13 protein-coding genes are annotated in these 13,753 nt (G+C 74.0%); 5 read left to right on the top strand and 8 right to left on the bottom strand.

Annotated elements, in window-relative coordinates; all coding sequences use genetic code 11:
* Window positions 1-309, bottom strand: a 309-nt coding sequence (locus VLJ82_RS01305; RefSeq protein ID WP_408661515.1) for a 30S ribosomal protein S2, incomplete at its 3' end; no start/stop codon positions are given.
* A gap of 245 nt (window positions 310-554) precedes the next feature.
* Here VLJ82_RS01305 and VLJ82_RS01300 point away from each other — a divergent pair.
* Window positions 555-1,115 carry a M23 family metallopeptidase gene (locus VLJ82_RS01300; RefSeq protein WP_408661511.1) on the top strand — a complete coding sequence of 187 codons (561 nt, stop codon included), beginning with the start codon at window positions 555-557 and terminating at the stop codon, window positions 1,113-1,115.
* Window positions 1,116-1,149: 34 nt separating this feature from the next.
* On the opposite strand, the gene VLJ82_RS01295 is transcribed toward VLJ82_RS01300, so the two are convergent.
* The 7 genes from VLJ82_RS01295 to VLJ82_RS01265 all read right to left on the bottom strand — a co-directional run bounded on the left by VLJ82_RS01295 (window position 1,150) and on the right by VLJ82_RS01265 (window position 8,794).
* Window positions 1,150-2,028, bottom strand: a complete 879-nt coding sequence (locus VLJ82_RS01295; protein WP_408661510.1) for a tyrosine recombinase XerC — start codon at window positions 2,026-2,028, stop codon at window positions 1,150-1,152.
* Between the two features lie 493 nt (window positions 2,029-2,521).
* Entirely contained in the window at window positions 2,522-3,745 is a 1,224-nt protein-coding gene (dprA, locus tag VLJ82_RS01290) for a DNA-processing protein DprA (protein WP_408661509.1), read from the bottom strand.
* A 125-nt stretch (window positions 3,746-3,870) separates the two neighbouring features.
* Window positions 3,871-5,400 carry a YifB family Mg chelatase-like AAA ATPase gene (locus VLJ82_RS01285; protein WP_408661508.1) on the bottom strand — a complete coding sequence of 510 codons (1,530 nt, stop codon included), beginning with the start codon at window positions 5,398-5,400 and terminating at the stop codon, window positions 3,871-3,873.
* Window positions 5,400-5,756 carry a YraN family protein gene (locus tag VLJ82_RS01280; RefSeq protein WP_408661507.1) on the bottom strand — a complete coding sequence of 119 codons (357 nt, stop codon included), beginning with the start codon at window positions 5,754-5,756 and terminating at the stop codon, window positions 5,400-5,402. The genes VLJ82_RS01285 and VLJ82_RS01280 overlap by 1 nt, the downstream gene beginning before the upstream one ends.
* A gap of 99 nt (window positions 5,757-5,855) precedes the next feature.
* Window positions 5,856-6,533: a response regulator gene (locus VLJ82_RS01275; protein ID WP_408661506.1), complete on the bottom strand. Its 678-nt coding sequence runs from the start codon at window positions 6,531-6,533 to the stop codon at window positions 5,856-5,858.
* Window positions 6,517-7,596, bottom strand: a complete 1,080-nt coding sequence (locus VLJ82_RS01270) for a sensor histidine kinase (protein ID WP_408661505.1) — start codon at window positions 7,594-7,596, stop codon at window positions 6,517-6,519. The genes VLJ82_RS01275 and VLJ82_RS01270 overlap by 17 nt, the downstream gene beginning before the upstream one ends.
* A gap of 265 nt (window positions 7,597-7,861) precedes the next feature.
* Window positions 7,862-8,794: a UbiA family prenyltransferase gene (locus tag VLJ82_RS01265; RefSeq protein ID WP_408661504.1), complete on the bottom strand. Its 933-nt coding sequence runs from the start codon at window positions 8,792-8,794 to the stop codon at window positions 7,862-7,864.
* Window positions 8,795-9,056: 262 nt separating this feature from the next.
* On the opposite strand from VLJ82_RS01265, the gene VLJ82_RS01260 reads away from it, so the two are divergent.
* The 4 genes from VLJ82_RS01260 to VLJ82_RS01245 are packed head-to-tail and all read left to right on the top strand — an operon-like array spanning window position 9,057 to window position 13,751.
* Window positions 9,057-10,076, top strand: a complete 1,020-nt coding sequence (locus VLJ82_RS01260; RefSeq protein ID WP_408661503.1) for a ScbA/BarX family gamma-butyrolactone biosynthesis protein — start codon at window positions 9,057-9,059, stop codon at window positions 10,074-10,076.
* Entirely contained in the window at window positions 10,073-11,158 is a 1,086-nt protein-coding gene (locus VLJ82_RS01255; protein WP_408661502.1) for a ketoacyl-ACP synthase III family protein, read from the top strand. The genes VLJ82_RS01260 and VLJ82_RS01255 overlap by 4 nt, the downstream gene beginning before the upstream one ends.
* Window positions 11,155-12,738, top strand: a complete 1,584-nt coding sequence (locus tag VLJ82_RS01250) for an FAD-dependent monooxygenase (RefSeq protein ID WP_408661501.1) — start codon at window positions 11,155-11,157, stop codon at window positions 12,736-12,738. Before VLJ82_RS01255 ends, VLJ82_RS01250 begins: the two co-directional genes overlap by 4 nt.
* Window positions 12,735-13,751 carry a beta-ketoacyl-ACP synthase III gene (locus VLJ82_RS01245; protein ID WP_408661500.1) on the top strand — a complete coding sequence of 339 codons (1,017 nt, stop codon included), beginning with the start codon at window positions 12,735-12,737 and terminating at the stop codon, window positions 13,749-13,751. Before VLJ82_RS01250 ends, VLJ82_RS01245 begins: the two co-directional genes overlap by 4 nt.
* The last annotated feature ends 2 nt before the right edge of the window (window positions 13,752-13,753 follow it).

Below are 13,753 nucleotides of genomic sequence, written 5' to 3'. Positions count from 1 at the left end.
CCGGTCGATGTAGCCGATGGTCTGCTGCAGGTCGATGATGTAGATGCCGTTGCGCTCGGTGAAGATGAACCGCTTCATCTTCGGGTTCCAGCGCCGGGTCTGGTGTCCGAAGTGCACTCCGGAGTCCAGCAGGTTCTTCATAGTGACGACGGCCATTCGGGCACGTCCTCCTTGCGTTTCGTGCGCAGGCGCCCTTCCGGACGGCCGCGCGGCCTCGGTTGTCGTGATCGGACCGGATGGTCGATCACCCTGGTGCCGGAACGGGCGGCCGGAACCGGCTGGGAGAGCCGGACCGAAGTTGGCCGCCACCTGCTGGAAGTTCGGCAGGCGGGCACGCGAAGTCACCCGGCTTGCACCGGGCGCATCCTGAAGTCTAGCGCCGGGCCGGTGAGCCACCTAATCGCGGTGGTGGCATGGCCTGGTTCGTGGTATTCGGCCTGGATCGGCCCGCGGTGCCGGTTCGGGCTGTGGACAGCGTTCCGGGCGTTGTGCCGCTTGTCCACAGATGTCCGTGCGGCGCCCTTCGGCGGAGCTGCCTGCCGCAGGGTGGCGGCATGCACCTGGTGACCATGGCGATGCTGGCGACGCTTCTGACCACCGGATCGGTGGCTGTGGCGGGTGGTGGCTCGGCGCCCGGCTCGGCTGGGGTGCCGGGTTTGGCTGGCGCGGTGCCAGGTTTGGCTGGCGCGGTGCCGGTGACTGCGTCGCCGTACCGCGCTCCGCTGGCTGCCGTGCGGGTGCTGCGGCCGTTCAGCCCGCCACCCGATCGGTACGGTCCCGGGCACCTGGGCGTGGACCTGGCCGCGCCGGCCGGCGTTGCGGTACAGGCAACCGGGGACGGCGTGGTCCGCTTCGCCGGTCCGGTGGCCGGGCGCGGGGTCGTGGTGGTGCTGCATCCGGACGGGATCAGCACCGAGTACGAGCCTCTGGCCGTCGCCGTGCGGGCCGGCCAGCCGGTGAGTGCCGGGCAGCGGCTCGGGACCGTGGCCGGCGTGCACCGCGGCTGCGCCCCGGCGGGCTGCTTGCACTGGGGTGCCCGGCGCGGCGGCAGCTACCTGGACCCGATGTCGCTGCTCAGGCCGTTGGGGGTGGTCCGGTTGCTGCCGTGGGATTGAGGCTTGTACCGCTGCGGCGGTGAGGCCGGGTGGGTCAGGCGCGCGGATGGGCCTGGGAGAAGCTGGCGCGCAGCCGGTCCATCGAGACGTGGGTGTAGATCTGGGTGGTGGCCAGGCTGGCGTGGCCGAGCAGTTCCTGCACGGCCCGCAGGTCCGCGCCGCCGTCGAGCAGGTGGGTGGCCGCGCTGTGCCGCAGGCCGTGCGGGGACAGCCCGGAACCGCCGGCCAGATCGGCGGTGGCCTCGTTGACGACCCGCCGGGCGGTCCGCTGGTCGAGCCGGCCGCCCCGCCGGCCGAGCAGCAGCGCCTGGCCGGACGCCGGCGTCACCCAGGCCGGCCGCCCGGCGGTCAGCCAGCGATGCAGGGCGTGCTCGGCCGGTATCCCGTAGGGCACGGTGCGCTGCTTGTCGCCCTTGCCGATCACCCGCAGGACCCGGCGGCTGCGGTCGAGGTCGGCCAGGTCCAGGCTGACCAGCTCCGCCACCCGGATGCCGGTGCCGTACAGCAGTTCGAGGATCAGCCGGTCCCGCAACTGCTCGGGCTCGTCGCCGTCGAGCGAGTCGATCGCCTGGCCGGCCTCACCGGCTGACAGCACCGCGGGTATCGAGCGGTGCGGGCGTGGACTGGCCAGCAGTTCGGCGACGTCGGCGGGCAGCAGTCGGTTCTGGAACGCCCAGGTGCTGAAGGTCCGCGCGGCGGCGGCTCGCCGGGCCAGCGTGGTGCGCGATGCCCCGGCCTGGTGCAGGCTCGCCAGCCAGCCACGCAGCATCCGCAGATCGAGCCCCGCAAGGTCGGTCTCGCCGGTACAGCGCAGGTGGTGCAGCAGCAGGGTGATGTCGCCGAGGTAGGCCTGCACGGTGTGCGGCGACCGGTTGCGTTCCAGCCGCAGGAACCGTTCGAAATCCGCCAACACGCTCTGTAACTGCGGGTCCAGCTCCTGCCGCAGCGCTCTCAGGTCGATCCGCCGTCCGCTGGACGCGCGGCCGGCCCGGGCGGCAGACGTCGCCGTACCGCTGCGGCCCTCGGCCGCCGGTCGATGGCCCTTCCCGGCAACTGCCCGGCTGTCGGAAGCTGCCCGGCTGGCCGTGCCGGCAGCAACCGGTACGGCCCCGTCGCCGCCCTGCCGAGGTGTCCGCGCCGTTCCGGCGCCGGCCGGGGCGGCATGGTCGCGCGGACGGGCAGGCATGCGCTGACAGTGCGCGCGGTCCAGGCCCGGGTCAACTCGCCACGCTGGACCACCTTGCTGAGCCGGACCACCTGCTGCGCTGGGTCGCCTGCTCCGCTGGACCACCTGCTGCGCCGGACTACCCGCTGCGCTGGGTCGCCTGCTCCGCTGGACCGCCTGCTGCGCCGGACTACCCGCTGCGCCGGACCACCTGCTGCGCTGGGTCGCCTGCTGGCTTGGGTCACCTCGCCGGGTTGGCCAGCCGGTAGCCCTCCCGGGCCACCGCGATCAGGCCGGCCTCTCGCAGCACCGGCAGCGCCGCGATCACCTGGGTGATCGGCTGCCCGCTCAGCCGTGACAGCTCGGCCTCGGTGACGCTGCGCCCGCGGCCGGGAAAGCCGTCCAGCACCGACCGGGCCACCAGATCGAGGCCGTCATAGGACCGCGACCGAGCCTCACCGCCAGCTGCCGCGTCCTCGGAGCCGCCCACCTGCTGACCGCCTCCGCAGTAGCTGAGCACCTCGGCAACGCTGGTCACCAGCCGGGCCGGCTCCTCGTCCCGCTGGACCAGGGCGTGGCAGCCGGCCGACATGGCCGAGGTGACCGGGCCGGGCACGGCCAGCACCGGACGCCCGAGGTCACGGGCGTACCCGGCACTGTTCAGGGCCCCCGACCGGGACGCCGCCTCCACCACCAGCGTCGCGGTGCCCAGCGCCGCGATCAGCCGGTTGCGGCTGAGGAACCGCTGCCGGTGCGGGGCGCTGCCCGGTGGCCGCTCGCTCACCAGCAAGCCGTGCTCGGCGGTCCGGTCATAGAGGTGCCGGTGCCCGGCCGGATAGGGCCGGTCCAGGCCACCGGCCGACACCAGCACCGAACAGCCCTCGGCCGCCAGCGCCCCGCGGTGCGCCGCCGCGTCGATCCCGTACGCACCGCCGGAGACCACCACCACCTCATGCCGGGCCAGCCCGTAGCTGAACTCCGAGGCGACGTGCTCCCCGTAGGCGGTCGCCGCCCGCGAGCCGACCACCGCCACCGAGCGCACCCCCACCGTCGCCAGCGGCGCGTTGCCACGCACCCACAGCGCCAGCGGCGGGATCAGCTCACCCCGCGGCGGCCGGGCGCGCAGGCCGGCCCGCCACTGCGCGGCCCGGCGCAGCCCGGTGACCTGCAGGGCGGCGAAGGCGAAATGCGGCCAGTCCGGATGGGCAGGCGTCAGCAACCGGATGCCGGTGCGCTCGGCGACGGCCAGGTCGACGTGCGGATCGGCCGCGGTCCGGCGCGCCTCGGTGCAGGAGGCAACCTCGGCGGGCACGTTCCCGGCCCGCACCGCCGCGGCCGAGGTGAGATAGCCGTGCTGCTGCACGAACAGCCACAGCGGCACCGAGGCTGGCTCGGCCACCCGGCTCAGGTAGGCGGCGGCCAGCAGATGCTCCTCCCCCGGCGCCTGGTCAGCCGATTCGGCCACCTGGGAAACGGAATCGGTCGGCTGGGAAACGGAATCAGACGGCCGGGGAACGGAGTCAGACGGGTGGGAAACGGAGTCGGACGGCCGGCCGGCCGATTCAACCGGCTGGCGCGCCGGGCCGCCGCTCATGCCGACATCACCGCAGCCCGGCCGGTACGCAGCCAGATCGCCTCGGCCACCTCCGTTGGCCCCGGGCCGGGCAAGCCCGCCAGGTCGGCCAGCGTCCAGCACAGCCGGAGCACCCGGTCGCACCCCCGGGCGCTCAGGCCGCCCCGTTCGAGCTCGGCATCGAGCCGGCCCAGTGCCGCCCGCGGTGGCCGCCAGGCCCGCGACCGGAGCACCGAACCCGGCACCTCGGCATTGCTGCGCCAGCCGAACGGCGCCCAGCGCTGCCGGGCTGCCGCCCGGGCGGCCATCACCCGGCCGGCCACCACGGCGCTCGGCTCGCGACCGTCCCGGTCGGCCAGCAGGTCGGCACGCGACACTGGATCGATCGGGATCTGCAGGTCGATCCGGTCCAGCAGCGGGCCGGACAGCCGCCGGCGGTAGCGGCGGCGGGCGTCCGGGGTGCAGGAGCAGTCGGTGTCCTTGCCGGCCCCGCACGGGCACGGGTTGGTCGCCATCACCAGCTGGAACCGGGCCGGGTAGCTGACCGCGCCGCCGGTACGGTGCAGCACCACCAGGCCCGATTCCAGCGGTTGGCGCAGCGAGTCGAGCACGGTCGGCTTGAACTCGGCCGCCTCGTCGAGCACCAGCACGCCGCGATGGGCCAGCGACGCGGCCCCGGGGCGGCCGAGGCCGGTGCCGCCGCCCACCAGGGCCGCCATCGAGGAGGTGTGGTGCGGCGCCTGCAACGGCGGGCGCCGCAGCAGGCCGGCACCGGCCGGCAGCACGCCCGCCACCGAGTGGATCGCGGTCACCTCCAGCGCCTCGGCCGGCTCCAGCTCGGGCAGGATGGACGGCAACCGCTCGGCCAGCATCGTCTTGCCGGCGCCGGGCACTCCCTCCAGCAGCAGGTGGTGCGCCCCGGCGGCGGCGATCTCCAGGGCACGCCGGGCCACCGGCTGACCCACCACGTCGGCCAGGTCCGGCAGCGGCACCGGCTGCCCGGCCCGGTCCGCCGGCGCGCCGGCCAGCGCCGCACCGCCGCGCAGCGACAGCACGATCTCGCCCAGCGAACCCGCCGTCAGCACCTCGAGCCCGGTCACCAGGGCGGCCTCGCCGGCGTTGCCCGGTGCCACCACCACCCGCGCCACGCCGGCCTCGCGGGCGGCCAGCACCGCGGGCAGGGTGCCCCGCACCGGCCGCAGCCGGCCGTCCAGGCCCAGTTCGGCGAGCCAGACCACCCCGGCCACCGCCGCGGCCGGCACCTCGCCGGCCGCCGCCAGCACCGACACCGCCAGCGCCACGTCGAAGCCGGAGCCGTACTTGCGGACGTCGGCGGGCAGCAGCGCCACGGTGATCCGCCGGTTCGGCCAGTTCAGCCCGGAGTTCAGCACCGCCGCCCGGATCCGGTCGCGGGACTCCAGCACCGAGACGTCCGCCAGCCCGGTGAAGGTCAGACCCGGCAGGCCCGCGGACAGGTCTGCCTCGACCTCGACCAGCCGGCCGGACACCCCGGCCAGCGCGATGGACAGGGTGCTCGCCAGGGCCATCAGAACGCCGCCCGCAGGTGCCGCACCCGTGCCGGCCCGTCGGCCCGGCGCAGCACCGACACCACGTCGAACCGGACGGAGTCCCAGCCGCCGGGATGCTCGGCCAGCCACCGGGTGGCCAGCAACCGCAACCTGCGCGCCTTGGTGCCGTCGACCGCCTCGGCCGGCTCGCCGAAGGCCAGCGAGGTGCGGGTCTTGACCTCGCAGATGACCAGCGTGCGCCCGTCGGCGGCGATGATGTCGATCTCGCCGCGGTCGCAGCGCCAGTTCGTCTCGATCAGCCGGTGACCGGAGTCGGTGAGGCAGCGGGCGGCGACGGCCTCGCCGTACCGGCCGAGCGCGTCCTTGATCTGCATGGACCCGACCCTGCCCGGTCGTCCCGGCCCGGCGGCCGTGCCGGCCGAGATTGTGGACAGCCGGCGAAGCTGTGGACGGCGGCCGGCCGTGCCGAGGCGCTAACGGTCGTTGGAGGCGAGCCGTTCGGTGTCCGGAATCAGCCGGGCGGCGATCGCCTTGTTCACCGCGTCGATCCGCGACACCGCATCCAGCTTGGCGAAGATGTTGCGGACGTGCCGCTTGACGGTCGCCTCGGTCAGGCCGAGCCGGCCGGCGACCTGGGCATTGGTCATCGCCGCCGCGACCAGTTCCAGCACCTCGATCTCGCGTTCGGACAGCTTCGCCCCGGCATCGGCACCCGCCAGGGTGCGCGGCGAGACCGACAGCACCACCCGGCTCGGATCCCGGTAGATCGCGTGCAGGTTCGACAGCAACTCCGCGTGCGAGATCGACTTGAGCAGGTACCCGCGGATGCCGAGGTCGATCAGCTGGCCCAGCAGCATCGCGTCGTCGTACATGGTGAGCAGCACGATCCGGGCGTGCGGAGCGGCTGCCCGCATCCGGCGGACCGTCTCGACCGGGCCGGGACCGGGCAACTGCACGTCGAGCAGCACGATGTCGGGCTGGGTGCGGCTCACCCGCGCGATGCCCTCGTCACCGGTGCCGGCGTCGGCGACGACCGAGAACGCCGGGTCGGTCTCCAGGATCTGCCGCACCCCGTCCCGCAGCAGCACGTGGTCGTCCACCAGGACGAGCCGGATCCGGCGCTGGCCGCCCGGCTCAGTCGGGTTGCTCAAACCGCTCGCCTCCCAACGGGACCAGCAGCCGGACCACGGTGCCCGCCCCGGCCGTGCTGGTGACCGTCAACGAGCCGCCGATCAGGGCGGCGCGTTCCTGCATGCTGGCCAGGCCGGACCGCTGGGTGCTGGTCAGCGCGGCCTGGTCGAAGCCGCCGCCGTTGTCGTAGACCAGCGCGGCCAGGGCGTGCGGTGCGATGTCCACCCGCGCGATCACGCTCGCCTGCTGAGTGTGGGTCAGGGCGTTGCGCATCGCCTCCCGCACGATCAGGAAGGTCTCGTCCAGCACGACGGGCTCGGCCCAGGACTCGTCGCCGTTGATCCGGACGGTCACCCGGGACTGCTCGTCGCCGAGGCTGCCGACGAAGCGCTTGAGAGCGACCTCGAGGTTCTCCAGCGGATGGACCAGCCGGAGGTCCGAGGTCAGCTGGCGCAGGCCGGACAGCACCATGCCGATCGCCTCGGTCGCGGCGGTGACCGCCTCGCCCGCCCGCTCGGGCTGGCCGGCGTACAGGGTCGCCAGCTCCAGCTGCCGGTGCGCCACGCTGGCCTCCGAGGCGATCCGGTCGTGCAGGTCCCGGGCGATCCGGCGCCGCTCCTCCACCTGGGCCAGGTGCACCTTGCCCAGCAGGAAGCTGGCATAGGACGCCGCGCCCTGCCGGACCCGGGCGTTGAGGCTGTCGTTCAGCGCGATGCTGATCATGGGCATGGCCTGCGCCTGGTCGCTGCCGACCCGCACGACCAGGTCACTGCTGACCCGGATCACTTCCCGGAACAGGGTGCCGGCGGCCCGCAGCGAGACGTCCTGGTGGATGTTGTCGGCGGCCCGGGAGTGCCCGATCGTCTCGGACAGCACCTCGGCGCGGTAGGCGAAGTCGACCTCGACCCCGCGCAGCACGTCGACGATGTCGGTGATGATCGCGTCGGCCTGCGCCCTGGCCTGGCCCCAGATCGAGTCGTTGCTCACCAGCGGGCTGCCGGAGGCGGCCAACCGCTGCCGGTACGCCTGCAGGATCGAGGGCCGGGCCTGATCCAGCGCGGTAGCGAGGGCGGGATAGGTCATCCGCCCCCCTGTCTAGCCAGCCCGTTCTGGCGACCTGGCACGCCGCGGGAACATCAGGACACATCGTCCTTACAACAACGATACTACCTGTCCCGACCTTCACTCAGGATGACGAGCACGACGTAAGGAAGACGTTCCGCAGCCATTTGTTCCGGCTTTCCGGACCGGATCCGCGGACCAGGTGGCCGGGCATTTCGCATTGTGCGGCGAGGGAAGGCCGCTGGTCCATGCCGGCGCATTTCGCGCAGCGGCCGGCAATGATTTCTCAGTTCAGCACACTGGCAATCACCAGCACGTGCGCGGAGTACTGGCCGAGCATGAAAGCCCGGTAAGGCCGCCGGGCCCGCGCGCGGCCGTCGGCCGAACTTCCGCGCAGTACCAGCACGGCCACTGAGCCGGCGACCAGCAGCAGCGCCGTCGCCGACCACACCAGCAGGTGCGCTTGCCAGCAGGCCAGCACCAGGAACGCGGTGGCGACGGCTACCGCGCTCGCCGCGGTCCGGCGGCGCAGCGCCCGCTCCCCCGGCCCGCCGGCCTGGGTCAGCCGGCCGGCCACCAGGTCGCCGGTGACGTCGGAGAAGTCCTTGGTACGAGCGCCGACCAGGCTCATCCACAGCGTCATGGCGGCGCCGAGCAGCAGGGGCGGCACGGCCAGCCGACCGGTGCAGACACAGCCGGCCAGGTAGGCCGACGCACCGAGCACCCCGATGCTGATGCCAGCCGTGTGCGGGCGGTTCTTCCAGGGCCGTTCGCCGCAGGAGTACCCGAGCCCGGCCACCGCCATGGCGAGCGCGCAGCCGGTGAGCGCGAGCCCGGTTTCCAGGGCCAGCAGCAGGCCGCCGACCCCGAGGACCCACGCCGCCGTCCGGGCGTCGTCGAGTCCCAGCCGGCCCCGGGCCAGCGGCCGGGTGGAGCCGTTGGCCACGTCCCCGGCCAGGTCGGTGATGCCGTTGACCAGGTAGACGCAGGTGGAGATCGTCACCATCGCGGCGCACCCGCTGAGCAGCTGCCGTCCCGGCCAGACCGGGCCGGCGCTGAGCAGGGCCGCCGTGGCGAACCGCAGCAGCACCATGAGCTGAACCACCGGCCGGGCCTCGATCACGCACCGGGCAAGCACGGCCGGCAACCGGCGGGCAGCAGCCCGTGGGGACGAGGCGCCCAGGCCGAGCTGGGGTACCGGGCCCGGCCGCGTCGCCAACCCATAGGTCTGGCTATCCATAGAAAATCGCTTTCTAATTGGTGGTCAGAACCAGCGTAGAAGAAATTGCGGCCCATTCGAATTTCGTCCGGTGTAGTGCACTACTACTTTCGATATTCCGGCGTGACCCCTTGTACGCAACAAGTTGCGGGCCCGAGGTCCTCCTTCGTAGCTTCGATTGCAGAAGGCAGACGACCGCTCGAACCCGGTTATCGAAAACGCCGAATATCTGCCCACGAGAGAATGTGCCGAGGAAATTCCCATGCCCAGTGCCACCGTGATCGCGGCCCCGCCCGCCGAGCCGGCCTATGCCGAGTTGAGCTATGACCGGACCGTCGACCGGACGCTGCTGCACCGCGCGGCGCTGGCCGAGGTCTTTCTCACCGACGCCCGGCCGGTGTCGCCGCAGCGCTACCTGGCGGCGGCCCAGTTGCCCCCGGCGCACCGCTACTACACCGACCACCTCAACGGTGCCGCGGTGCTGGACCCGATCCTGCTGCTGGAATGCTGCCGGCAGGCCGAGACGCTCGGCGGCCACCAGTTCTGCGGGGTCGGCGACGGCCAGGTGTTCATCCTCAAGCGCTGGTCGATGCAGCTGCGCGACGCCGGCCTGCCCGCGCAGCCGGCTCCGGCCTGCCTGCGACTCGACGTGCGGACCAGCAACGCCCGCCGGGTGGGCCCCCGGCTGCGCGCCGTCACCTTCACCATCGACATGAGCATCGGCCGCCAGGACGTCGGGACCACCCGGATGGACGTCGCCTACCTGGCCGCCCAGGACTACCTCGGCCGGCGGCGGCGCCCGGACGGCGGCCTGCCGCCCCGCTCGGACGAGATCCCGGCGCCGGCCCCCGAGAACCTGCTGCCCGCCCGGGCGGTCGGCCGGGAGCTGGCCGCGAACGTGCTGCTCGCCGAACCCAGCCGGTCGGGCGGCCAGAGCAGCTACCTGCTGAGGCTGGCCGTCGACCACCCGAGCATGTTCGACCACCCGCAGGACCACGTCCCGGGCGTGGTGCTCACCGACGCCGCCCGGCAGGCCGGCGTGCACCTGCTCTCGGCATCGTCCGGCCTCGACCCGGCCGAGCTCGCCCTGACCGGCTTCGCCGGCACCTTCTCCCGCTACGCCGACCTGGACCGTCCCACCCGGGTGCAGGCGCGCCGGTCGGACTCCGGCCCGCTCGCGGCCACCGTGACCCTCACCCAGCAGGGTGAGCAGGTCTGCCTGCTGGAACTGGACTTCGCCCGCTGCCAGGACGGCTCCGCCGGACCGGAGCACATCCGATGAGGTGGCCGGCCGGCATCGCGGTCGAGAGCGCCCGGACCTGGCTGCCGGAAACCGGTGAGTCCGCCGCGGAGGCACTGCACCGCGGCGCGCTGACCGCCGACGAGCTGGTCGCGGTGGGGTACCGGCAGGTACCCGTCTCCCAGGAGCTGGCGCCCCCGGACATGGCGGTACGGGCCGGCCGGCGCGCGTTGAGCGCGGCCGGCCGGGAACCGGCCGAGGTGGACCTGCTGGTGCACGCCTGGACCTACTTCCAGGGCCAGGAGTTCTTCTCCGCACCCCACTACGTCGCCGACCGGCTCGGCTGCACCGCCGCGACCCCGCTCGGCGTGCAGCAGATGTGCAACGGCGGCGCGGCGGCGCTGGTCAGCGCGGCGAACCAGCTCACCGTGCACCGCGACTCGGTGGCACTGGTGACCACGGCCGACCGGTTCTGCTCGCCCGGCTTCGACCGGTGGAGCGGCGACTACGGGCTCTGGTACGGCGACGGCGCGACCGCCGCGGTGCTGTCCGACGATCTCGACCGGCCGGGCTCGCTGGTGCTCACCGGGGCGGCGACGGCCGCGGCGATCGAGCTGCACGCCGCCCACCTAGTGCCCGGCGGGTTCACCGATGCCCCCGGCGCCCAGTCGCTGCCGGTCGACATCCGGGCGGCCAAGCGCTCCTACCTGCAGCGGGTCGGCAAGCAGCGCTTCGCCGAGATCGTCGCCGCGCACGTCCGCAGCGTGATCCGGGAGGCGGCCGCCGAGGCCGGGGTGGCGCTGTCCGACGAGCGGCTGCGGGTGGTCGCCGCACCGCGGCTCGGCGCCAGCGGGCTCGGCTTCTACGCCCCGGTGATCAGCTCGCTCACCGCCGCCGCGATCTACGACGGCGGGGCGGGCACCGGCCATCTCGGCGCCGGCGACACCCTCGCCAACCTCGCCGCGCTCGCCGACGACCAGCGGCTGCGGGTCGGCGACAGCGCCCTGGTGCTGTCCGCCGGCGCCGGCTTCACCTGGACCTGCCTGGTGGTGCGCCGAGACCAGCCCCCGCGCGCCGAGCGACGCCGGCTCGTGTCAGTCAGCAACGAGAGGAATTCCCGATGACAAGCCAACCGACTGTGCTCATCGTCGGCGGCGGACCGGTCGGCCTGGTGTTGGCCTGCGAGCTGCGGCTGCACTCCGTCCCGGTGCGGGTGATCGACAACCGGACCGGCCCGACCGCCCAGTCCCGCGCCATCGTGGTCTGGCCGGGCAGCCTGGAGCTGCTGCGCCGGATAGACGCCGCCGAGCCGCTGATCGCGGCCGGGCACCGCATCTCCGACATCGTCTACTACTCCGCGAACCGCCGGCTGGCCGCGGTGTCGCTGGCCGGGCTGAAGGACACCCCCTACCCGTTCGGCGTGACGATCCCGCAGGTGCGCACCGAAGCGGTGCTGACCGGCCTGCTCGCCGAACTGGGCGTCGAGGTCGAGTCGAACACCTCGCTCACCGAGCTGCGCGTCGAGAACGGCCGGCCGGTCGCGGTGCTGCGCGGCCCGGACGGCAGCACGCACACCGTCCGGCCGGACTGGCTGGTCGGCGCCGACGGCGCCCAGAGCACCGTCCGCGGCCAGCTGGGCATCGACTTCGCGCCGGTCGGCAACGAGATCAGCTTCGCGATCTGCGACGCGACCCTGGCCGGGGACCTGTCGGCGGCCGAGATGGTCTACGCCTACCGCGGAGCCGGCGCGCTGGGCCTGGCGCCGCTGGGCGGCGACACCTTCCGGGTGGCCTTCGCGGTGAGCCCCGAGCAGAGCGGCAACCAGCTCACCGACGCCGACTTCCAGCAGCAGCTCGACCGGCTCAGCCCGGTGCCGGCGCGGCTGACCGACATGCAGTGGTGCACCGTCTTCCGGGCCCGCCGCCGGCTCGCCGGCACCTTCCGCAGCGGCCGGGTCTTCCTGGCCGGCGACGCCGCCCACATCTTCAGCGCCGCCGGCGCCCAGGGCATGAACACCGGCATCCAGGACGCGGTCTCGCTCGGCTGGCGGCTCGGCGCGGTGATCACCGGGGCGCTGCCGGCGGAGATCCTCGACGAGTACGAGCCCGAGCGGCGGGCCGAGGCGGTCCGGCTGTCGGTCGTCACCGCCCGGCAGACCGAGCTGGGCCTGCTGCCCCGCCCCAGCCAGCGGGCCCTGCGCGACGGCCTGGTCCGGGCGGCCGACCGCACCGGGCTGCTGCAGCAGTGGGCGGCGCCGCTGATGAGCCAGACCGACGTCACCTACCGGTCCGGCGGCCCGGTGTCCAGGCTGCTCCGGCCCGGCATTCGGGTCGGCGACCGGCTGCCGCTGTTCGCCGACCCGGCGCCCGCCAGGCCGTCCCAGGTCTCGCTGCTGCGCCCGGCGGTGCTGCTGTGGCCGGGCCGGCAGCCGGCGCCGGAGTGGCCCGACCGGCTCGCCGCCGCCCGCCAGCTGCTGGACCGCTGGCTGCAGCCAGGCATCGAGGTGGTCGACGGCACCGGCCGGGACCTGGCCGCCCCGCTGGGCGCGACGCCGCGCGCGGTGCTGGTGCGGCCGGACTCCCATGTCGCCGCGCTCACCGACGACCTCTCCCCGGCCGGCCTGATCGGCATGCTGCGCTCGGCCGGCTACGCCCAGGACCGGGTGCCCGAACTGTCGCTGGCGACCGTCGGGATGGCGTCATGACCCCGGCGAGCGTGCTGCGCGGCATCGGCAGCCACCTGCCCGCGCGGGCGGTGTCCAACGACGAGCTCGCCCGGCAGCTGGACACCTCCGACGAGTGGATCCGCAGCCGGACCGGCATCGGCCAGCGGTTCGTCGTCGAGCCGGGCGAGTGCACCTCGGACCTGGCGGTGCACGCCGGACGGGCCGCGCTGCGCCACGCCGGGCTGTTCCAGGTCGACGCGGTCGTGCTGGCCACCTCCACCCCCGACTTCAGCTGCCCGGCCACCGCACCGGCGGTGGCGGCCCGGCTGGGGTTGGCGGGGGCCGCTGCCTTCGACGTCGGCGCGGTCTGCACCGGCTTCGTCTACGCCCTGGCGGTGGCGCACGGCCTGATCGCCGGCAGCGTGGCCCGCAGCGTCCTGGTCATCGGCGCCGACTGCTTCTCCACCATCACCGACCCGGCCGACCGGACCACCCGGGCCATCTTCGGCGACGGGGCCGGGGCCGTGGTGCTGACGGCCGGCGAGCAGGACGAGCCGGGCGCGCTGCTCGGCTTCGAGCTCGGCAGCGACGGCAGCCGCGAGGAGCTCATCCAGGTGCCCGGCGGCGGGTCCCGGCAGCGGTGCGGTGCGCTGGCTGCCGACGCCTCCCCGTACTTCGCCATGCAGGGCAAGGCGGTGTTCATGCAGGCCGTGCTCGGCATGGCCAAGTCCAGCCAGGCGGTGCTCGATCAGCTGGGCTGGCGGCCGGAGCAGGTCGACCACCTGGTGGCCCACCAGGCCAACCTGCGGATCCTGTCCGCCACCGCCGAGCAGCTGGGCCTGCCGCCCGAGCGGCTGGTCTGCAACATCGCCCGGGTCGGCAACACCGTTGCCGCCTCGGTTCCGCTCGCCCTGCACGACGCCGAACGCGCCGGACGCATCCGGCCGGGCGAGCGGGTGCTGCTCACCGCCTTCGGCGGCGGCCTCACCTGGGGCGCGGCCGCGCTGCGCTGGCCCGAGCTGCCCCTCAGTCCGTCCGACTCCCCCGCCTGACC

Origin of the sequence: Jatrophihabitans sp., assembly GCF_035474675.1 — a bacterium.
GTDB lineage: Bacteria > Actinomycetota > Actinomycetes > Mycobacteriales > Jatrophihabitantaceae > Jatrophihabitans_A.
Note: the sequence above shows the minus strand (reverse complement) of the source record. Positions and strands in the feature narration are given on the sequence as shown.